The 21,170-nt window shown below is 66.4% G+C and carries 12 protein-coding genes; all 12 read left to right on the top strand.

Annotation, left to right across the window (positions count from 1 at the left end):
* Nucleotides 1–153 precede the first annotated feature (153 nt).
* On the top strand, nucleotides 154–3,753 hold the full coding sequence (uca, locus tag P9239_RS23025) for an urea carboxylase (RefSeq protein WP_309755334.1): 3,600 nt from the start codon (nucleotides 154–156) through the stop codon (nucleotides 3,751–3,753).
* A gap of 17 nt (nucleotides 3,754–3,770) precedes the next feature.
* Nucleotides 3,771–5,600: an allophanate hydrolase gene (gene atzF / locus P9239_RS23020; protein ID WP_309755332.1), complete on the top strand. Its 1,830-nt coding sequence runs from the start codon at nucleotides 3,771–3,773 to the stop codon at nucleotides 5,598–5,600.
* A 226-nt stretch (nucleotides 5,601–5,826) separates the two neighbouring features.
* Nucleotides 5,827–7,131, top strand: coding sequence for an SGNH/GDSL hydrolase family protein (locus tag P9239_RS23015; protein WP_309755330.1), 1,305 nt, complete (start codon nucleotides 5,827–5,829; stop codon nucleotides 7,129–7,131).
* 353 nt (nucleotides 7,132–7,484) lie between these two features.
* On the top strand, nucleotides 7,485–7,751 hold the full coding sequence (locus P9239_RS23010; RefSeq protein ID WP_309755328.1) for a hypothetical protein: 267 nt from the start codon (nucleotides 7,485–7,487) through the stop codon (nucleotides 7,749–7,751).
* A 117-nt stretch (nucleotides 7,752–7,868) separates the two neighbouring features.
* On the top strand, nucleotides 7,869–8,048 hold the full coding sequence (locus P9239_RS23005) for a CsbD family protein (protein WP_159834173.1): 180 nt from the start codon (nucleotides 7,869–7,871) through the stop codon (nucleotides 8,046–8,048).
* Nucleotides 8,049–8,066: 18 nt separating this feature from the next.
* Nucleotides 8,067–8,585: a response regulator gene (locus P9239_RS23000; RefSeq protein ID WP_309755322.1), complete on the top strand. Its 519-nt coding sequence runs from the start codon at nucleotides 8,067–8,069 to the stop codon at nucleotides 8,583–8,585.
* 146 nt (nucleotides 8,586–8,731) lie between these two features.
* Nucleotides 8,732–11,722, top strand: coding sequence for a bifunctional glycoside hydrolase 114/ polysaccharide deacetylase family protein (locus P9239_RS22995; protein ID WP_309755319.1), 2,991 nt, complete (start codon nucleotides 8,732–8,734; stop codon nucleotides 11,720–11,722).
* Nucleotides 11,697–16,481, top strand: a complete 4,785-nt coding sequence (locus P9239_RS22990; RefSeq protein WP_309755317.1) for a tetratricopeptide repeat protein — start codon at nucleotides 11,697–11,699, stop codon at nucleotides 16,479–16,481. Before P9239_RS22995 ends, P9239_RS22990 begins: the two co-directional genes overlap by 26 nt.
* 47 nt (nucleotides 16,482–16,528) lie before the next feature.
* Nucleotides 16,529–17,074 (top strand): penicillin-binding protein activator LpoB, encoded by a 546-nt coding sequence (locus P9239_RS22985; protein ID WP_309755314.1) that lies wholly within the window; start codon nucleotides 16,529–16,531, stop codon nucleotides 17,072–17,074.
* A gap of 4 nt (nucleotides 17,075–17,078) precedes the next feature.
* A complete protein-coding gene (locus P9239_RS22980) occupies nucleotides 17,079–18,530 on the top strand; it encodes a PelD GGDEF domain-containing protein (protein WP_309755311.1) in 1,452 nt (483 codons plus the stop codon).
* A 73-nt stretch (nucleotides 18,531–18,603) separates the two neighbouring features.
* A complete protein-coding gene (locus P9239_RS22975; protein WP_404980130.1) occupies nucleotides 18,604–19,578 on the top strand; it encodes a lipopolysaccharide N-acetylglucosaminyl transferase in 975 nt (324 codons plus the stop codon).
* On the top strand, nucleotides 19,578–21,164 hold the full coding sequence (pelF, locus tag P9239_RS22970; RefSeq protein ID WP_309755304.1) for a GT4 family glycosyltransferase PelF: 1,587 nt from the start codon (nucleotides 19,578–19,580) through the stop codon (nucleotides 21,162–21,164). The genes P9239_RS22975 and pelF overlap by 1 nt, the downstream gene beginning before the upstream one ends.
* The last annotated feature ends 6 nt before the right edge of the window (nucleotides 21,165–21,170 follow it).

Raw genomic sequence — 21,170 nt, 5'->3', positions numbered from 1 at the left:
CTATCACATCATGCTCGTTCGCTCGGGGCGATGCTTCCCGCTCACGCGCGAAGAACTAACGCACGCGCATCGCTGAACGCGTGTCGGCCGTGGACGACCACGGCTCGCCATTCTCACGGCGGGACGGCCCGCCTCCGAATCAAGACTGCTTCCATGTTCGAGAAGATCCTCATTGCCAATCGTGGCGCGATTGCGTGCCGCATTCTTCGAACGTTGCGCGAACTGAATGTCACCGGCGTCGCCGTCTACGCCGAAGCCGACCGCGCAAGCCGTCACGTCAGCGAAGCGCCGATAGCACACGCGCTCGGCGATGGCCCCGCCGCCACGACGTATCTCGACACGGCGAAGATTCTCGCCATTGCGCGTCGCGAGGGCGTGCAGGCGATTCATCCGGGCTACGGCTTTCTGTCGGAAAACGCGGCGTTCGGCGAAGCCTGCGAAGCGGCGGGCATCGCGTTCATCGGACCCACGCCCGCGCAATTGCGCGCGTTCGGTCTCAAGCATACGGCGCGCGAGATCGCCGCGAGTCAGGGCGTGCCGATGCTCGAAGGCACGGGCTTGCTGGAAAACGTCGCAGCGGCGCTGGAAGCGGCGCAGGCCATCGGTTATCCGGTCATGCTGAAGAGCACGGCGGGCGGCGGCGGCATCGGTATGCGCGTGTGCTGGAACGCCGACGAACTCGCCACCCATTTCGATGCGGTCAAGCGTCTCGGCGAAAACAACTTCAGCGATGCGGGCGTGTTTCTCGAGAAGTACATCGAGCGGGCGCGGCATCTGGAAGTGCAGGTGTTCGGTGACGGCCACGGCGACGCCATCGCGCTCGGCGTGCGCGACTGCTCGGTGCAGCGGCGCAACCAGAAAGTGCTCGAAGAAACGCCCGCGCCGTGTCTGCCCGAAGGCATATCCGACGCACTGTGCGATGCCGCCGTGAAGCTCGCGAAAGCCGTCGATTACCGCTCCGCGGGCACGGTCGAATTCGTCTACGACAGCGCCGCGCGTCAGTTCTATTTCCTTGAAGTCAACACGCGCCTTCAAGTGGAACATGGCGTCACTGAGCAGGTTTGGGGCGTCGACCTCGTGCGCTGGATGATCGAACTCGCGGCCGGAACGCTCGCGCCTTTGAGGCAACTCGCCGCGAGCCTGACGCCGAGCGGCCACGCGATACAGGCCCGGCTCTACGCCGAAGACCCGGGGCGCGATTTCAAGCCGAGTCCGGGGCTTCTCACCGACGTGGCGTTCCCGTCCGCCGACGGCCGCGCGCTGCGCATCGATACATGGATCGAAGCCGGGTGCGAAGTGCCGCCCTACTTCGATCCGATGCTCGCGAAGATCATCGCGTGGTCGCCGACGCGCGACGAAGCGCGCCACGCGCTCGACGATGCACTCAGCAAGACGCGCCTCTACGGCGTCGAGACGAACCGCGACTATCTGCGCCAGATCGTGCAGGACACGCCATTCGCGTCGGGCGAACCGTGGACGCGATGCCTGGAGGCGCTCGCCTATCGCGCAACCTCCGTGGAAGTCCTGAGCGGCGGCACGCAGACGACCGTGCAGGATCATCCGGGGCGGCTCGGCTATTGGGCAGTCGGCATCCCGCCGTCCGGACCGATGGACGACCTCGCGATGCGGCTCGGCAACCGGCTGCTTGGCAATGCCGCGGACGCCGCCGCGCTCGAAATCACGATGAGCGGCCCGACGCTGCGCTTCAACACGGACGCGGTCGTCGCCATCACGGGCGCGCAGATTCCCGTGCATCTGAACGACGTCGAACAGCCGCTCAACACGAGCATCCACGTTCCGGCGGGCGCTGCGCTTGCGCTCGGCACGATACGCGGCGCGGGTGCGCGTGCCTATCTGTGCGTGCGCGGCGGCTTCGATGTCGCGTCGTATCTCGGCAGCCGCAGCACCTTCACGCTCGGGCAGTTCGGCGGACACGGTGGACGCGCGCTGCGCGCGGGCGACGTGCTGCATTTGTATCCGCTCACGGACACGCAGGCGGGCGCGACGCTCGGCAACGTTCCGATGCTGGAAAGCGTGCGCACGATCCGCGTGATCTACGGACCACACGGCGCGCCCGAATACTTCACGGCGTCGTATATCGAGCGATTTTTCGATACCGAGTGGGAGATTCACTTCAACTCCAGCCGCACCGGCGTGCGTCTCATCGGCCCGAAGCCGCAATGGGCGCGCGAGGACGGCGGCGAAGCGGGACTGCATCCGTCGAACATTCACGACAATCCTTACGCAGTCGGCGCGATCGACTTCACCGGCGACATGCCCGTGATTCTCGGCCCCGACGGCCCGAGCCTCGGCGGTTTCGTGTGTCCGGTCACGATCATCGAGGCGGACTTGTGGCAAATCGGCCAGTTGAAGGCGGGCGACAAGGTGCGCTTCGTGCCGGTCGGTATCGACGAAGCGCGCGACGCCGCGCACGAGCGTCGCCGGGAGATCGAAACGCTATGCATCGGACCGAGCGCGATTACTGAGCGCGACGCAGCGCTGACCTCGCCCATCGTGCTCGACGTGGGCCGCGACCGCGAACGGCTCGTTGCGCGCGTCTCCGGCGACACGCATCTGCTGCTCGAAATCGGGCCGGCCGAACTCGACCTCGTCGCGCGGTTTCGCGGACATGCGCTGATGCAGGCGCTCGAAGCGAAGGCGCTTGCCGGCGTGATCGACCTCACGCCGGGCATTCGTTCGCTGCAAGTCCACTATCGGCCCGACGATCTGCCGCTCGATCGGCTGCTGGATATCGTCGGGCAGGCGTGGGAGCAGGTTCTGTTGCAACGGGATCTGCGCGTGCCGTCGCGCGTGGTTCATCTGCCGCTATCGTGGGACGACCCGGCGTGCCAGCTCGCCATCGAAAAGTACATGACCACCGTGCGCAAGGATGCGCCCTGGTGCCCGAGCAACCTGGAGTTCATCCGCCGTATCAACGATCTGGACTCAATCGATGCGGTGAAGCGCATCGTCTTCGACGCCAGTTATCTCGTGATGGGACTGGGCGACGTGTATCTCGGCGCGCCCGTCGCGACGCCGCTCGACCCGCGTCACCGGCTCGTGACGACGAAGTACAACCCGGCGCGCACGTGGACGGCGGAAAACTCGGTGGGCATCGGCGGCGCGTATCTGTGCGTGTACGGCATGGAGGGCCCGGGCGGCTATCAGTTCGTCGGCCGCACGTTGCAGATGTGGAACCGCTATCGCGACGTCGCGGATTTCGCGGGGCAGCACTTCCTGCTGCGCTTTTTCGACCAGATTCGCTTCTACGAAGTCCCGGCCGACGAGCTGCTTCGCATCCGCGCGGATTTTCCGCTCGGCCGTTATCCACTGCGCATCGAGGAAGCGGAGCTGTCGCTCTCGGATTATCAGGCGTTTCTCGCCGAAGAATCGACCAGCATCGACGCCTTCCGTTCGCGGCAACAAGCGGCATTCCAGGCGGAGCGGGAACGCTGGCGGGAAGCGGGCGCATCCGATGACGCGCTCGACGCGCCGGTCGTCGAAGAAGCGGCATTCGCCGCGCTCGAGGACGGCGAAGTCGCGGTGGACAGCGAGATTGCCGGCAGCCTATGGCAAGTGAAAGTCTCGTCCGGCAGCACAGTGTCGGCGGGCGACGTTCTGTTCGTCATCGAGTCGATGAAGATGGAGATCTCGGTTTGCGCGCCGTGCGCCGGTACGGTCGGCGCGGTCCACGTCGCGCCGGGATCGCCGGTGCGCGCGGGACAACGCGTCGCGGTCATCCAACGCCATTGAATCCGGAATACAAAATCATGTCGTCATTCGATCTTCGCTTGTCCACGCTTCGCTCCGCCTATCGCGCGAAGGCACTCACGCCGCGCGTGCTGATCGCGCAATTGCGCGACAAAGCTGTGAAGTTGAATGCAGAATTCAATCTCTTCATCCATCTCCTGAGCGAAGCGGAACTCGCTCCGTACCTCGACGCGCTCGACGCGCTGGACGTCGAAAGCCTGCCGCTCTACGGCATCCCGTTCGCGATCAAGGACAACATCGACCTCGCGGGAATACCGACGACAGCCGCGTGCCCCGCGTTCGCGTACACGCCGTCGGACTCGGCGAGCGTCGTCGCGCGCTTGATCGCGCTCGGCGCTATCCCGCTCGGTAAAACTAATCTCGATCAATTCGCAACGGGTCTGAACGGCACGCGTTCGCCCTACGGCAAGTGCCGCAACAGCGTGCATTCTGAATACCCGTCGGGCGGATCGAGCGCGGGCTCGTCCCTCGCGGTCGCGCTCGGCGTGGCGAGTTTTGCGCTCGGCACGGACACCGCCGGTTCGGGCCGCGTGCCGGCCGCGCTGAACAACCTCGTCGGTCTGAAGCCGACGAAGGGCCTGCTTTCGATGGCCGGCGTCGTGCCCGCCTGCCGCACGCTGGATTGCGTCACCTACTTCACGGCGACGGCGGAAGAAGCGAGCGAATTGCTCGCGCTGACCGCGCATTCCGATCCTCGCGATGCCTACAGCCGCCCTAACCCGCAATGGAATACGGCGCGCGCGTTCGGCACGCCCGCCGCGTTTCGCTTCGGCGTGCCGGCGCAACTGGAATTTGCCGGATGCGCAGAGAGTCCCGCGTTGTTCGCCGACGCTCGTGCGATGCTGGAAGCCGCCGGCGGCGAGGCGGTCGAGATCGACTTCGCGCCGTTCGTCGAGGCCGCGCAGTTGCTTTATCAAGGGCCGTGGGTTGCCGAGCGCTATAGCGTGGTGCGCGACCTGATGCTGGCGCAGCCCGACGCGGTGCTTCCCGTGATTCGCGATGTTTTGGCGAAGGCGCCCACGGCAACCGCCGTCGACTTGTTTCGCGCGCAATATCGCTTGCAGGCGTTGAAGGCCGTCTGCGACGCGGCGCTCGAATCGCTCGACTTCGTTCTCACGCCCACCTACCCGCGACCGGTCACGCTCGCCGAATTGGAGGAGGACCCCATCGGGCCGAATTCGCTGCTCGGTCATTACACGAACTTCATGAACCTGCTCGACTATGCAGCCGTCGCCACGCCGACGGCTTTCATGCAGAACGGTCTGCCATGGGGCGTGACCGTGTTCGGCCGCGCTTTCACGGATCAATATCTACTAGGCGTCGCCGACTTGCTGCAGCGGAGGAGCGGCATCGCGTGCGTCGGCGGCAACGAAATATCCGCGGCCAAGCGAGGAATCGCCGCGAACGATCGCGTTCGCATCGCGGTGTGCGGCGCCCACATGCAAGGCTTGCCGCTCAATCGGGACTTGCTTTCGCGAGGCGCGCATCTCGTGCAGGCGACGCGCACGGCACCGTCGTATCGGCTTGGCGCACTGCCTGCATCGCCTGATGGAACACGCCGGCCCGGCATGTGGCGCGTCGCGCAAAACGGCGGCGCGATAGCGGTCGAAGTGTGGGAAATGCCCGCTGCTGAACTCGGCTCATTCCTCGCGACCGTGCCGTCGCCGCTCGCTCTGGGCAAGGTCGAACTGGACGACGGCTCGTGGGTAATCGGCTTCCTCTGCGAACCGTATGGCGTCCAGTCGGCAGAAGACATCTCCGCATTCGGCGGATGGCGTGCGTGGCTTGCGCGCACGACAGCCGATCATCTCGTGCGCGACTCGCAGTAACAAATCATCGTTGGTGAACGCGAAAGCCACTTGCCACGTGCAGGTCGCTCGCGTTCACGTTTCGTCTGACGAACCGGTTCGATGAAGCGCGTTCGTTCCGCTCGCGCGGTCAATGCTCATGCCCACGATGTCACGGGTAAACGATAGTGACATCAGTCGGTGTGTCGTCCATATTTACTTCGTTTTACTGACGTACACAACTACACGAATCGATATGGAGGGACACATGAAAGACGCATACTTTCAGCATGCATCGCGTCGCACTTTGGCCGCTTGCGGTGCGACCCTGTTGATGCTCGTCGCGCCGCTCGCCTCGGCAGACCGTCCGGATGCCGAAGCAAGAGACGGCTGGGTGGCCACGTGGACCGCCAGCGCCGATCGAAACAACAACGTCACCACGCCGCAGAATTTCCCTGCCGCGACGACCATTCGGCAGATCGAGCATGTGAGCGTGGGCGGCGATCGCGTGCGCGTCAGGCTGACAAACGAATTCGGCACCGCGCCTGTGACGGTCGGGCCGGTGCACATTGCGCTATCCGCCGGCGGCGCGAAGATCGCGCCCAACACGGACCGTACTCTCACATTCGGCGGCAAAACGACCGTGACGCTGTACGCGGGCGCGCCCATTCTGAGCGATCCCATCGACATGCGCCTTGCGCCTCTGTCCAACGTGGCGATCACTTTCTTCCTGCCCGACGCCACGCCTGCCTATACCGTGCACCAACTCGCCGTGCAGAACGCGTATGTGTCGAGCGGCGACAACACCGCGTCACCCGACCAGCCTTCTCCCCACAAATACACGAATCGCTTCTTTTTATCTGCAATCCTAACGGACACCGACCGTCCGACGCGCGCAGTGGTCACCTTCGGCGATTCGATCACCGACGGCTTCGCATCGACAGTCGATGCGAACCGCCGCTGGCCCGACAATCTGTCCGCGCGCCTCAATAGCGGTGGCGGCCCTCGTCGCGGCTATGCGGTGCTGAGCGAGGCCATCAGCGGTAATCGCGTGGTAAGCGACGGCGCGGGTGTGAGCGCGCTCGCGCGTTACGATCGCGACGTACTGAGTCAGTCGGACGTCAAATGGGTGATCTTTCTCGAAGGCATCAACGATATCGGCTGGCCGAACACGGCGCTCGACCCGAGCGGGCGCGTGGTCTCCGCCGAAGAGATCATCGACGGCTACCGGCAGATCATCGCGCGCACACATTTACGCGGCATGAAGATCATGGGCGGGACGCTGACGCCGTTCAGGAACGCGCTGGAAGGCACCGTGAACCAGGGCTACTGGACGCCGCAGAAAGAAGCCATCCGTCATGCGGTGAACCAATGGATCCGCACGAGCGGCGCGTTCGACGCTGTGGTCGATTTCGACGCGGTGCTGCGCGACCCCGCGCATCCGAACGACATGCAGGCGGTGTACGACAGCGGCGACCATCTGCATCCGAACGACGCGGGCTATGTGGCGATGGCGAATGCGATCGACCTGTCGCTGCTGCTTCGAGGGAACGGGGAGCGAAGCGACGATTGAGGTGGTGATGAGCGTGATCGTCGCGCGATAGCTCGCAAGCTGCCGGGACGATCACGCGGGGATTCCCGGCATCGAACGCGCTCTGTTTTGCTTCCCTTCGTGCGACGACGACGCAGCGCTCTTTGAAAGACGGCGCGGCTCTGCAGATCGAGCGTATAACGTCGCTTCTCGGCCGGTCGCCGCGCTTTGTGCGGCGACTTCGCCATCGAGATGGTGAGAGTGGACAAGCCATCGACAGCTTGCGACCGTCTTCCGACTACAGCGACGCCGCGCTGCGGCACAGCGATTGCGCTCGTCGGCTCCGAGCCGCATCGACTCCGGTGCGGTCCACCATCCATCAAAGAGAGGACGACATGAAGACGGCAAAAATGAGCATTTTGGTTTCTGCACTGGCGCTGGCCGTATCGGGCGCTGCGTTCGCACAAGGCTCGGGCGGCGGCCTTCCGGGCGGCAACGGCGCGGGCCAGGGCGGCGTCGGCGTGGGGACGCCCAATGCCAATGGCGAAACCGGCTCGCCGTCGGGTCCCACGGGCAAGCATGCGACGCGTAAGCACTCGAAGAGCAAGAAATCGCGTATGTCCGGCGATGGTTCCACCGGCTCGGGTACCACGACGCAATAAGCAGCGCGCGATGCCTGCGGCGGCTCGCGCCCGTCGGCATGGCGCACGACCGCTGGCAGGCCCGCTCCTTGCTCATACCATTGCGTGGTTCCCCACGTAACCGATAGGAGAAACACCATGAACAAGGACCAGGTCAAGGGTACTGCCGAGAAGGTGAAGGGGAATGTGAACGAAGCCGTCGGCAACATGACGGGCGACACGAGCCAGGAAGTGAAGGGTCAGGTGCAGCAGGGCGTAGGCGAAGCCCGTAAGCAGTACGGCGACGTCAAGGAAGACGTGAAGAAGGATCAACGCTAGCCCGCAGCCGATGCGGGCTTGGCCAACCAGCCGCGTGCCGGACAGACGCGGCTTTCGCACATTATGGGGCGCACTGCGATGCGCGATGCCTTTGAAGTTTCTCCCAAGTGTGCGATCTGGACGCGCCGTCGATGCGACAGCGCGCCGTCGCCACGCGTGCTCGTGGTCGATGACTACGTCGATACCGCCGATGCCATTGGGATGGTGCTTGCCATCGATGGCTTTCAGACCGAAGTCGTTTATAGTGGCCGGCAAGCCATCGAGACGTCGGAGCGCTGGGGTCCGGACATCGTGCTGTTGGATATCTGGATGCCGGACTTGTCGGGACTTCAGGTGGCCGTCGCGTTGCGCGCGTCCGCCATGCTTGTGCAACCGATACTGGTGGGCCATTCCGCCCTGTCGGCCCCCGGCGATCTGCAGGCAGCGAAGGACGCCGGCTTCGACGCCTATTGCTCCAAGCCGACGGACGCCGACAAGCTCGCCCCGCTGCTGCGCTACCTGTGTCACGCCGACCCGACGCCCGGCGCGCCAGCGTGACGCATCGAACGAAACGCCATGAAAAATCGTGAAGGCTCAAGCGATATGAGACGACAGCACATTCACTGCGAGGCCGTTGAAGGACACAAAGCCGCCCGCCGGACCGGCGTCTTCCCCGCATCATGCGCGAGCGCAGCGCCGACTCGATGAGCGGCGTCTTGCGCAAGACCGCGGCACTCTTCGCCGCTTCGCTCACGCTCGCCAGCGCGCGCGCCGACGACACCGCGCCCCCGCTTGCGTCCGGACCGCAGCCACAGCCGTCCATCGCGCTCTTCTACGGCGCGCCCGTGCCGGTCGGCCAGCTCGCATCGTTCGACAGCGTCGTCGTCGAACCGGACAGCGGCTTCGATCCCGCCGCGCACGCACCGGCTTCCGGCCCGTCGAAATGGCTTGCGTACGTGAGCGTCGGCGAAGTGACGCCTTCGCGTGCCTACTTCAACGACATGCCGTCTGCGTGGCTCAAGGGCACCAATACGACATGGGGCTCCCGCGTGATCGACGAGTCCGCGCCCGGATGGCCTCAGTTCTTCGTGGAGCACGTCATCGCGCCGTTGTGGGAGACGGGGTATCGCGGCTTCTTTCTCGACACGCTCGATTCGTACCAGTCGATCGCCGCCACCGATGAAGACGTGGCGCGCCAACAGGCGGGACTCGTCGCGGTCATTCGTGCGGTGAAGGCGCGGTATCCCGACGCGCGGCTCGTTTTCAACCGCGGCTTCGAGCTGCTGCCCGAGTTGCACGATCTGGCGTATGCGGTCGCGTTCGAATCGCTGTATCGCGGCTGGGATCAGGCGAGGCGGCGCTACGTGGCCGTGCCGCAGGCAGAACGCGAATGGCTGCTCGCGCAAACCCGGACGCTGCGCGAGCGATACGGCCTGCCGGTGTTGTCCATCGACTACTGTGCGCCGGCGGACCGAGCCTGCGCGAGCGACGCGGTCCGCAGAATCAGCGCGCAAGGAATCATCCCGTACGTGACCGACGGCGCGTTGCAGACCGTCGGAACCGGCCCGGCAGTCACGGCGGCCATGCGCGAAGCGCCCGCGCCCGCGCCTGCTGCGGCGTCGCCGCTCGCTCCTGCCGATACCGCTGCGCGAGGCGGTGTGCCGCGAACCATCCTCGTCGTGCAGAACGTGCCGCCCGGCGTCAGCCTGAACGTGACCCCGGGCGTGCGCTACGTCTCCATGCCGCTCAACTGGCTCGGCTACCGCGTCGAGTTCGCGGACATCGCCAAACCGCTCCCTGAAGGCGACTTGTCAGGCCGGTACGCGGGCATCGTCATGTGGCTCGATTCGCCCGCGCCCGATCGCGCGGCGTTCCACGACTGGCTCGAAGCACAGGTCGATCACCACGTTCCCGTCGCGATGCTGACGACCTTCGGCATGGACGTCGGCGGCGAACTCGCGCAAAAGCTCGATCTCGTGCCAGTCGCGGGGCGGCCGGGCAATCGTTTGCGCGTCGAGTCGATGGATAGCTCGATGATGAGCTTCGAGATGAAGCCGCAGCCCGATCCCCGCGACACGACGAATCTGCGCGCCGGCCCGCATAGCCGTTCGCTGCTGCGGCTCGCGTCGGCGGATGCGGGCAACGACTTCGCCATCGACGCCGCCGCGATCACGCCGTGGGGCGGCTACGCGATGCGCCCCTTCGCCGTCTTCGACATGCCGATGGTCAACGAAGCACGCTGGGTGCTGCAACCGATACGCTTCTTTCGCGCGGCGCTGCGTCTGCCGGAGGACCTGCCCGCGCCCGATCCCACGACCGAAAACGGCCGGCGTCTTTTATTGACGCATATCGACGGCGACGGCCTTGCCTCGCGCGCCGAGTTCAACGTGGACGGCGGGCCGATGAAGGTGGCGACGTCCGCCCCGCCGCAATATTCGGGCGATGCGCTCTACCGCGTGATCCGCGAATTCGGTCTGCCGACGACCGTCTCCGTCATCGAAGGCGAAATCTCCGACGACGGCCCGTACCCGCAGGAAGCGCCGCGCCTGCGCGCCATTGCGCGGGAAATGTTCGCGCTGCCGAACGTCGAAATGGCGAGCCACACGTACACGCATCCGTTGCAGTGGATGCGCGTGACGGGTCTCGGCAGAGCGGCCAGCGACACCGACACCGCCGAAGGCGGCAGCCGTGCGAACTATAACGGCCTGTCCATCGACATTCCCGGCTACCGGTACGACACCGACCGGGAGATCGAAGGCTCGATCCGCTATATCGACCGCCTCGCGCCCGCCGGCAAGCGCGTCAAAGTGCTGCTCTGGAGCGGCGACTGTCAGGTGCCCGCGCCGGTCATCGAGGCGGCGGACAAGGCGGGCGTGTACAACATGAACGGCGGCGATACGCTCATCACGAAACGCTATCCGAGCTGGGCCGCGATCGCGCCGCTCGGCGTGAACAAGAACGGCTTCTTTCAGGTGTTCGCACCGAACCAGAACGAGGAGCCGTACACCGCGCTGTGGCAAGGGCCGTACTACGGTTACGAGCGCGTGCTGGAGACGTTCGAGATGACCGAGCATCCCATCCGCTTCAAACCAGTCGATGTCTACTACCACATGTTTTCGGGGACCAAGTACGCGTCGGTGAAGGCGCTGTCGGACGTGTATCGCACGCTGTCAGCGCAGCCGCTGATGCCCGTCTACGCGTCCGAATACGCGCAGAAGGTGCTGGATTTTCAACGCATGGAGGTGTCGCGCGACGGCGAATTTTGGCGCATTCACGGCAGCGGCGCGCTGCGCACCGTGCGGCTGCCAGAAGGACGCGCGCCCGATCTCGCGAGCGCCAAAGGCGTGGCGGGCTATCTGGCGGGACCGGGCGGCGTGTATGTCCATCTCACAGGCTCCGATGCACGCTTTCGCGTGGTGGATGCCGCAGGGGCCGCGAAGCTGCCGTATCTCGCGGAGGCCAACGGCGTCGTCGATCACTTCGCGCGCACGCCGCAGGGCTTCTCCTTCGATCTCGCGTCGCACGTCGCGCCGCACTTCGCCATCGGCGGCGAGGCGCGCGGGAACGCCTGCATCGTGAAAGCGGACGGCCGCCCGCTCGCGCCCGGCACGGCGCAGGGGCGGCGCGTCTACTCGCCGTCCGGTCCCGCTCACGCAACGAATGCCGTCCATGTCGATGTCGTCTGCGCAACCTGAGCGCCAGCGGCTCTTCTCGCCCTTCGTCGTCGCGGCTTTCGGGCTGCTGGTCGCGCTCATGCTCGTGCTCGCGTATCCGCGCGAGCGGCTCGAAGAGCGGCTGCTCGAAGGCAGTCAGGTGGATACGCTGACCGTCGCCTATCTCGAAGCGTGGCTGCGCATCGAGCCGAACAACGCCGAAGTGCTGACCGAGCTGACCCAGGAGTATCTGAAGGCGCAGCGCATCGCGGATGCACAGAAGATGCTCGCGCGCCTGTCCGTTTCGCCCGATCCGCAAGCGCAACTCAGCGCGTTGCGCACGCGCATCGGCCTCGCCGAAATGCAGGCGTATGCGCTGAAGCCCGGCGATCCGGCGCGCGCGGCAAGGCTCGAGGAACTCGACGCCTTGCTCGCCGACGCGCTCGACAAGCCGTGGGATGCGGCGCAACTCGAAACGTTCGCGGCGAAGGCGCGTGCGTTGAACGATAGCGCGCTCGCCGGCCGTTACTACGAGCGGCTCGCACAAACGGAGCCGGCGCAGGCGTCGCGCTGGCTCGGGCAGGCCGCGAGCCTCAAGCTCGCCGCGGGCGACTATGCCGGTGCCGCCGATGCGTTCTTCGCGGCGCAGACGCATGCCGCCACGCGCGACGACGAGCGGCGGCTCTTCCTGTCGGCGTTGCAGGCGTTGCAATCGGGCGACCGTTCCGCCGATGCCCTCGCCGCCGCCGACGCGCACGTCGGCTCGCTTGCCCGTGACCGCGAGACGCTGCGCTATCTGACGCGGCTCGCGCTCGCGGCGGGCCGCCCGGATATCGCCGACCGATACGCGCGGCGTCTGCTCGACATGTCGTCGCGCGAGCGGCGCGACGGTGCGCCGAGGCTCGCGGCGTGGAGCCGGGCGCGGGATGCGGTGGCATCGGGCGGTGTCGCGGCGAAGGCGGTGGAGCGGGAGGACGTGGGGAGCGGGATGAGCGTGGCGAGCGTGATCACCGCGGCGAACCCGACCAATATTGCTAACGTGCCGGGCGCGGCGCAGGCGCTGGAGGCCGTGAGCGCAGTGAAGGTTGTCGGCGCCGTAAGCCCGGTACCGGTGACCAACGTGGCGAAAACGGCGAGCGTTGCGAACGCGACGAAGATTTCTAATGTGCCGAGCGTGGGGAACGCGGTGCAGCCCGTGAGCGCAGTGACGCTTGTCGGTGCGGTAAGCCCGGTAGCGGTGACCAACGTGGCGAGAAGGGCAAGCGTTGCGAAGGCGGAGAACGCAACGAACGTTGCAAGCGCGGCGAAGATTAATAACGTCCTGGGCGCGGCGCACGCGGTGAAGGCCGTGAGCGCAGTGAAGCTCGTCGGCGCGGTAAGCCCGATATTGGTCACCAACTTGGCGAAAAGGGCAAGCGTCGCGAACGCGGCGAACCCGACGAACCCGACGAAGGTTGCGAACCCGGCGAAGGCTGCTAACGTGCCGGGCGCGGCGAACGCGGCGGAGGCCGTGAGCGCAGTGAAGGTTATCGGCGCAATAAGCCCGGTACCGGTGACCAACGTGGCGAAAAGGGCGAGCGTTGCGAACGCGACGAACGCGACGAAGATTTCTAACGTGCCGGGCGCGGGGAACGCGGCGGAGGCCGTGAGCGCGGTGAAGGTTGTGGGCGCGGTAAGCCCGGTAGCAGTGACCAACGTGGCGAAAACGGCAAGCCTTGCGAACGCGGCGAACGTTGCGAACATGCCGATCGCGACTAAAGCCGTAGGCGCGGTGCGCCCGGTAAGCGTGAGCAACGCGCTGAATCCGCGAGACGCGATGCATGCAGTGACCTCCGCCAACGCCCCTTCCCACTCCCCGCTCCTCTGCACGCGAACCTGCATGACCGGCACCGCGCATCCCATGCACGCAGTCTTCCGCGCTCGCGACGGCTTCGCGATCCGCCGCATCGCGGATCAGGAACCGTCGGCGCCCATCGAAGCGTCGGACTACGAACTCGGCTTCAAGGTCTTTCTCGCCAACGGGGATCTCGCGCGCGCGCAGCGCGTCGCGCAGGAAGCGGTGACGCGCGATCCGTCATCGACCGAATGGCGCGAGCGGCTCGCTCAGGTCGCCGAATGGAACCACGCGCCCGATGTCGCGCTCGCCAGCTATCTCGCGCTCGCTCGCACGCGCAACGACGAACGCGACTGGAAGCAGGTCGAACGCCTTGCGCCCGCGCTCGGCGACAACGACGCGATGCTCGCCGCCGCCATCCACGAATCGGACCGCGCGCCGGGCGACATGAAGCAGCTCGACCGCGTGGTGAGCGCCTACGAAGCGCAGGCCGACCCGGACGCCGCGCTGCGCTTCTTGCAAGCCCGCGCGAACGGTGCGGACCGTGCGTATCGCCGGCCGGTGCTGGAACGCTACGCGCGACTCGCCGAACGCAAGGGCGACGACGACCTCGCCATCGAAACGTACGAGCGTCTGATGCGCGAGTTCGGTCCCGATCCCGCCTACGCGCTCAAGCTGAGCCTGATGTACTACACGCGCACGCGCTTCGACCGCTCACTCGCCGTGCTCGATTCCGCGAAGAGCCGCGCGGCCGCATCCGACGCCGACTTCTGGCGTTTCTACGCGATGCTCGCAACCGTCGATCAGCAGGAAAGCAAGGCGCGCGCGGGCTACGGCAAGCTCGTGCAAGCGGGCGTGGCGACGCCCGACGATCTCTCCGCGATGGTCTCGCTCTACGACAATCAGCCGCTCGAAGCGGGCCGTATGGCGGAATTCGCGTATCGCAAGACGGGCGACGAGCGCCTGCTCGAACTCGCCGTCTACGACTATCTTCGCGCGCGGGCGACCGGCCGTATCCGCGCGATGCTCGCCTCGCTCGATCCGGCTTCCCTCGCCGCAGCCGAACAGTCGCCGCGCTTTTTGCTCGCGCGCGCGCAACATCTGCGGCGCGCGGGCGACCCGGACGGCGCGCTCGCCGACACGCGCGCGGCCGCCGCCCTTTCTCCGGGCGACGACGAAGCGCGCGCCGCGCTCATCTGGGCGCTCAACGAACGCGGCAGCAACGCCGAACTGCGTGCCGCCCTCGCCCGCTACAGCCGCGACGCCGAACACGACAGCACGCTGTGGGCGCCGTATGCGGCGGCGTATCTGCGCTTGAGCGACGCGCGGGGCGCGCTGCACATGATGCACAAGGAAGCCACTTTCCGCCGCGACGATCCGCTCTGGGCGCTGGGCTACGCGGACGCGCTGGAATTGAACGGCCGCATCGACGAAGCCTGGCGGGTGCGCAACGCCGTGTGGCGAAAGCAGATGACGTTGCGTGCGGCGGGCGCGCTGCCGTCCGGTCTCGACGACGAGCAGCGCGAAGACCTGCGCGCGCGCATGGTCGGGCTCACGGACCAGTTCGCGGGCGGCGACGCATCGCGCGAAGTGCTGATCGAACTGCTGCGCGCCGACCGAAGCGACGATGCAGGCGACGAACCCGTGCAGCCGCCCTTCGCCTCGACCGACGAAGCGATACGAAACGTCGCGCATCGCGAAGAGAAGCGGCAGCGCGTGTATTCGGCCGTGGCGCGCGAGGCGGCGCTCGGCTGGCTGCAATCGCACGACGCCTACGACGCCGAAAGCCTGTGGCTGCTGCGCCAATACATCGATAGCGCGACGCGTCCCGTGTATGCGGAAGTGACCATCGCGCTCGCGGAACACGACCGGGCGACGCTCAACCGCTTGCTCGATACGGAAGCCGACTGGATTCCGCGCCAGAACCGCCTCGACGCCGAAGCCGCGACCGGGCGCTTCGGCGAGGTGCAAACGCACGCCTACGAGCAGCAGTTCGCCCTGCCCGACGACGAAATCGTCAATCAGATACTGCGCGAACAGTTGCTGCGCAACGCGCAGGCCATCGCGCCGCGTTTCCGCGTGGTGGACCAAGGCGGGTTGTCGTACACGGAGGCGGGCATCGGCGCGGGCTTGCGGCTGTCGCCGACGCAATCGCTCATGCTGGACTACGCCGAACGCAACCAGCACGGCTCCGCGTCTTTGCCGAACGTGCCGGGGCACGACCGCCAGTTGTCGATCGCGTGGCGGCATCTCGGCCTCGACGACACCGAGCGCGTGCGAGTCGGCCGGCGCAACGCGCTCGACGACTTCACCACGTTCCGCCTCGACGGAACGCTCTTCGAGCAGCAAAGCCTTAGCTTCAACTACGCGCTCGGCTTCAATCAGATGGCGACCGAAACGAGCCAGTTGATCGTCGGCGGCGTGAAGCATCTGGCGAGCGTGGGCGTCAATTACCGGCCGGACACGCATGTGTTCGTCGGCGGCCGCGTCGAATACGCGCGCTTCTACGGACAGGACAAGTCGTTTTTGGGCACCGGCACCGTCGCGGATTTCAACGCGGGCTACAAGCTGCGCGCCGAGTATCCGGACTACACCGTCCGCGCGGTGTTCACGCACGGGCAGTACAGCGCGTCGGGCAATCCCGGCGGGCAGCTCGCGCGCCTCCTGCCTGGGGGCGTGCCGCTCACCGCGCAGCAGTTCATGCCGCAGACCTTCACGCAGGAAGGCCTCCTCTTCTCGTTCGGCGACGATCTGGAAGAGGGCTACACGCGCGCCTGGCGGCCCTTCTTCGCCGCCGGGCCGATGCACGATTCGAACGCGGGCTGGACGGCGCAGGTGCGCGTGGGACTTGCGGGCAGCGTCTTCGGCAACGATCAGGCGACCATGTACTACGAGCACGCCGGCGTCACGTCCGGCCGCACGCAGGCTTTCACGGAGTACGGCGTGCGCTATCGCTGGCTGTATTAGCCGCGGTAGCGTCACGGGCATCGAAAAACGAAGCAAGCGGAGCACACATGAGAACGACACGACAATACGAACGATGGGCGGGCCTCTTCGGCAGCGTGTGCATCGCGCTCACGCTGAACGCGTGCGCGGTGGTGGATCGCAGCGACACCGCGAGCGCGGCGCTCGACAAAAACGCGAGCTGGACCGTGCTGCCGATCACCAACCGCACCGAAACGCCGCAGGCGGGCTTGCGTGCGTCGGCCATCGCGCAGAGTCTCGTGGCATCGGGCGGCGTGGCGCTCACGCGCTATCCCGACAGCGGCGACGAGGAAACGCTCTTCGACACCGCGAAGCCCGACATCAACACGAAGGCGCTCGCGTGGGCGCGCTCGCAGAATATCCGCTACGCGCTGACGGGCACGGTGACGGAATGGCGCTACAAGGTCGGCGTGGATGGCGAGCCGGCTGTCGGCCTCACCTTCGATGTCGTGGATGTCGCGAGCGGCAAGGTCGTCTGGAGCGCGGCGGGCAGCCGCACCGGATGGAGCCGCGACGCGCTGTCGGGCGTGGCGCAGAAACTGGAAAAAGAGCTGCTCGGCTCGCTGACGAAGTAACGCGATGGGAACCGTGGACGGCAAATCGCAGGCATCGGCCAAAGCCGGCGGCGCGGCCCGCCCCCGGCGGCAGCGCGAGGCGCAAAGCGGCCAGTCCGTCGCGCGCGACATGCCGTGGGCGCGCGTGTTCGCGCCTTCGGGCATCTCGGGCAGGCGCGCCGCGTTCATCGCGATGGAAGCCGCCGTCGCGACCCTCGTGATGACGGGCATCGCGTGGCTCGTCGATCCCGCCGATCCGCTGCTCCTGCGCACGGGCTTCGGCTGGGTGTGGCTCGTGCCGGTCGTCTTCGCGCTGCGCTACGGCACGCTCGCGGGCATGGCGAGCGCGCTGTTGCTGCTCCTCGCCTGGTACGCGCCGAACACGCATGCCGCGCATACATCGTTTCCCGGCAGCTTCTTCTTCGGCGGATTCGTGCTGACGCTCTTATGCGGGCAGTTCGGCGATATCTGGATCGGCCGGCAGCGGCAGGCGCGCATCGCCAACGACTATCTCGCGGAACGGCTCTCGATTCTCACGAAGAACCAGTTCCTGCTGCGCCTGTCGCATGAGCGGCTCGAACAGGACGTGCTCGCGCGCCCGGCGACGCTGCGCGATTCGCTCGCCCGCCTTCGCACCCTCGCGCTCAACGACGAGGACGACGGCCCGCTCATCGGCGCCGCGCGCTTCCTGAAGACGGCGGCGCAGGCGTGCCAGCTCGAAACCGCGAGCCTCTTCGCGTGGAGCGGCAACACGGTGCAGACGACGCCCGTCGCGAGCGTCGGCGAGCCGTTCACGCTCGATACGGCCGATCCGCTCGTCACCGAGGCGCGCGAAACGCTGGCGCTCACGCATCCGGAATCGAGCGCGGTGTCGGACGCAGCGACGGGCGCGGAGGCAAAAACGCGGTACCGCGCGGTCGCGCCGCTGCTCGATGCGGGCGGGCGGCACGTCGCGCTGCTCGTCGTCGAGCGCATGCCGTTTCTCGCGATGACGCGCGACAACCTCCAGTTCCTGCTCGTGCTCGCCGGCTACTACGCGGACAGCGTGCGTCACGCGGACATCAGCCGTTCGGTGTTGCAGGCGTTCCCGCGCTGTCCCTACGACTTCGCGCTGGACTACGCGCGCCTCGTGCGTCTCTTGCGCGATACCGGCGTGGAATCGTCGCTCGTGGCGCTCGTTTTCGATGCCAGCGAACTGGGCGTCTCGCTGCATGAACACGTGCTGCGCCTGCGCCGCTCGCTCGATGCGCAATGGCCCATCGTCACGCCGACAGAGCGCGTCGTGCTCACGCTGATGCCGCTTTCCGGCGAAAGCGCGGTGGCGGGCTATCTGCTGCGTATCGAAGAAAACCTGCGCGCGCAATTCGGCGCGGACTTCGAATCGGCGGGCGTCGCGACGCACTCGATGCGTCTGTCGGCCGATTCGCCTATCGAACGGCTGCATCAGTTCCTGAGGCTGTGCCATGCCGACGAGTGAGCGCCCGATCCATCGCGCGACGGCATGGCTGGCGTGGCTGGCCGCGCTCCTCGGCGTCGCCGCGCAGATCGGCATGTTCGTGCTCGCCTCGCGCGCGGGACCGCCGACGCGCGTGCTGCTCACGTGCCTGGCCGCGCAGGCGGTGGCCGCCACGCTGATCGCATTCGCCTGCTGGCGCACGCTGCCCGCGCGCTATCGTTCGACGCGCGCGAAGGGCGCCTACTGCTATCTGTGGCTCTTCGTTTTCGCGGTGCCGGTCGGCGGCGCGCTCGTCTCGGTCGGCGCGATGGTGCTGGCGCTGGCATTGCCGCGACGCGTGGCGGCGAAAGGCATCGCGTACATCGAAGAGCCGGAGTTCGCGACGCATCTGATTCCGCATGTGTCGTACGGACGCGGCGCGCGCCTCAAAGCCGAGCTGCAGAACGCGGAAGCCGCCACGTCGCTGCGTATGACGGCGCTGCTCGCCATGCAGTCGATGCCCGCGCATACCATCAGCCCGCTGTTGCGCGGGATGCTCGCCGATCCGCTCGACGATATTCGCCTGCTCGCCTACGGCATGCTCGACAGCCAGGAAAAGCGCCTCACGCAGCGCATTCTCGCCGAGCGGCCGCGCCTCGCCAAGACGCTCACGCCGCGCGAGCGTTACCAGGTCAACAAGACGCTCGCCGAGCTGTATGGCGAGCTGATCTACGCGCATCTCGTGCAGGGCGACGTATATCGCAACGCGGCCGAACAGGCCGATGCCTACGCCGCCGCCGCGCTCGACATCGAACCGGCGGACGCCGCGCTCTGGCGCATGCGCGGACGCCTCGCGCTCGACCGCGGCGACCTCGATGCCGCCGACACGCTGCTCGAACGCGCGATTCAGCACGGCTTCGCCCGCGACCGCATGCTGCCTTACCTTGCCGAGGCCGCGTATCTGCGCGGCGACTTCGCGCGCGTCAAAACGCTTCTCGGACAGATGAGCCCGTCCGCGGTCCTGCCCGTCATGAAACCCGTACTCGATTACTGGCGCGGCTCGCTCGCCACGCTGCGCAAAGGCGTCTGATGAACGCGAACATCGCCGATATTCCGCAAACATCGTGGCCCGCGTTGACGACGACGCTGCCCAAGGCGTCGCGCGCCGACGTCGTGCTGCTGCTCGAAGGCACGTTCCCGTACGTGAGCGGCGGCGTGTCGAGCTGGGTCAATCAGATGATCCGCGCGTTCCCCGATCTGAGCTTCGCGTTGTGTTTCCTCGGCAGCCGCCCGCAGGACTATCCGAAGGCTTCGTATGCGTTGCCAGAGAACGTCGTGCATCAGGAAAATCACTTCCTGTACGACTTCGCAGCGAACCCCGAAGTAGCGAAGCGTCGCGGCGATCGCGCGGCGTTCGCACAGTCCGCGGAGTTGCACGAAGCCATGCGCAATCCCGCGATGCGCGCAGCCGCAGGCTCCATGCTGCGCGACATGCTGAAGGACCTCTCGCCCGACGGCCGTCTTTCGGAGAGCGAATTTCTTTACTCGCGAGAGGCATGGAATTACGTGACGGAGCAGTACCGCGAACGCTGCACGGACCCATCTTTCGTCGATTACTTCTGGACCGTGCGCGTGATGCACAAGCCGCTTTGGCTGCTCGCGCGCATCGCGGAAACGTTGCCGGATGCGGGCGTCTATCACACGGTTTCCACCGGATATGCGGGCTTTTTAGGCGCGCTCGCGCACTACCGCACGGGGCGGCCGCTGCTCGTGTCGGAGCACGGCATCTACACGAAGGAACGCAAGATCGACCTGTTCCAGAGCCAGTGGATACGCGATAACCGCAGCATCTTCGAGCGCGACGTGTCGCAAGTCGGCTACTTTCGCGATCTGTGGGTGCGCTTCTTCGAAACGCTCGGGCGCGTGTGCTACGACGCGGCCGACGACATCATCGCGCTCTATGAAGGCAACCGCCAGCGGCAAGTGGCCGACGGCGCGCCCGCGCAGAAGACCGCGAGCATTCCGAACGGCGTGAACCTGCCGCGACTCGCGCCGCTGCGCGAAAAGCGCGCGCCCGGCGTGCCGAAGACGCTCTGCCTGATCGGTCGCGTGGTGCCGATCAAGGACATCAAGACCTTTATTCGCGCGATGCTGACGGTCGTGCGCAAGGAACCGCTCGCCGAAGCGTGGATCGCGGGACCAGAAGACGAGGACGTCGAATACGCGAAGGAATGCCGCAGCCTCGTCGAAAGTCTCGGGCTGGAAGGCAAGGTGAAGTTTCTCGGCTTTCAGAAGATCGAGGAACTACTGCCGAAATGCGGCGTACTAGTGCTCAGTTCCATCTCCGAGGCGTTGCCGCTCGTGGTGCTCGAAGGCTTCGCGGCGGGCGTGCCTTCCGTGACGACGGATGTCGGCTCCTGCCGACAACTCATCTACGGCCTGCCGGGCGAAGACGCGGCGCTCGGTGCGGCGGGCCGCGTCGTGCAGATTGCCGATCCGCGCGCGCTCGCGGACGCCGCGCTCGATCTGCTCGACGATAACAACTGGCACGCCGCGCAGGCTGCGGGCATCGCGCGGGTGGAACGCTTCTACACGCAGGATCGTATGGTGGGCGCGTATCGCGTGCTTTACGAGCGGCTGATCGGCGGCAATACGCCCACAAACAATGAAGGATAACTAAAC

This window comes from Caballeronia sp. LZ062 (genome assembly GCF_031450785.1).
Classification (GTDB): Bacteria; Pseudomonadota; Gammaproteobacteria; order Burkholderiales; family Burkholderiaceae; genus Caballeronia.
The sequence above is the reverse complement of the archived record's forward strand: the minus strand, read 5'-3'. Positions and strand labels throughout refer to the sequence as shown.